The organism is Ideonella sp. P3_A4, from assembly GCF_056403075.1.
The window spans coordinates 1-701 of the sequence record NZ_JBFUGE010001296.1 but is presented as its reverse complement, the minus strand read 5'-3'; the positions used below and the strand labels follow the sequence as shown (position 1 = coordinate 701).

The window sequence follows — 701 nt, the reverse complement described above, 5'->3', positions numbered from 1 at the left end:
GTCCCAATGCGAATGGCTGACGACGATGTGCGTGATCGGCTTGATGCCGGCCTCGGTCAGCTGGTCTTTCGCCGGGCGCACCGGCTTGTCGTAGCGGAAGAACAGCTTGTTCCAGCCCGGCATGTCGGCGGCGTACTGCGCGTCGACCTGGCTGCCCAGCCCGCTGTCGAACAGGAACTGGTCGTCGCCGTGCTGGATCAGGAAGGCCGAGAACGCGGTCTCCGCCGGCTCGAAGCGGCCTCCGGCAAACAGCAGCCACTCGTGGGTTTGCAGCGAGGCGGTTTTGACGATGGCGAAGCGCACCGTTGGCGTCGAGGTCGATGCTTCACCGCTGGCCGATGCAGTGGCAGTGGCGAAGCAGAAGGCGAGGGCAGTGAGGGTGGTCTTGAGCATGGTCGGTGGGTTTGTGGTGCAGCGAGGTTCGAAGGCTAAAGCCTGGAGTAAGCTCCAAGGTCAAGCCCTGACGGACAAGCCCATGAACATTGGTGCCCTGGCCCAACTGACCGGCGTGTCGGCCGATACGCTGCGCTACTACGAGCGCGAAAAGCTGTTGGCCGCACCCAACCGCGCCGCCAACGGCTACCGCGTCTACAGCGATGCGGATGCGGAAAGGGTCCGCTTCGTGCGCAGCGCGCAGGCGCTGGGCTTCTCGCTGGCCGAGATCCGCTGGATCCTGCCGCGGCTGAACGCCGGCCAGGTGC

2 protein-coding genes are annotated in these 701 nt (G+C 65.5%); one reads left to right on the top strand and one right to left on the bottom strand.

Features of this window, described 5'->3' with window-relative positions; genetic code table 11:
- On the bottom strand, positions 1–393 hold a 393-nt coding region (locus AC1DYI_RS37645), incomplete at its 3' end, for an MBL fold metallo-hydrolase (protein WP_477209150.1).
- Between the two features lie 82 nt (positions 394–475).
- Between AC1DYI_RS37645 and AC1DYI_RS37640 the strand changes: the two genes are divergently transcribed.
- Positions 476–701 (top strand): MerR family transcriptional regulator (locus AC1DYI_RS37640; RefSeq protein WP_477209149.1); only part of this gene is annotated, 226 nt, incomplete at its 3' end.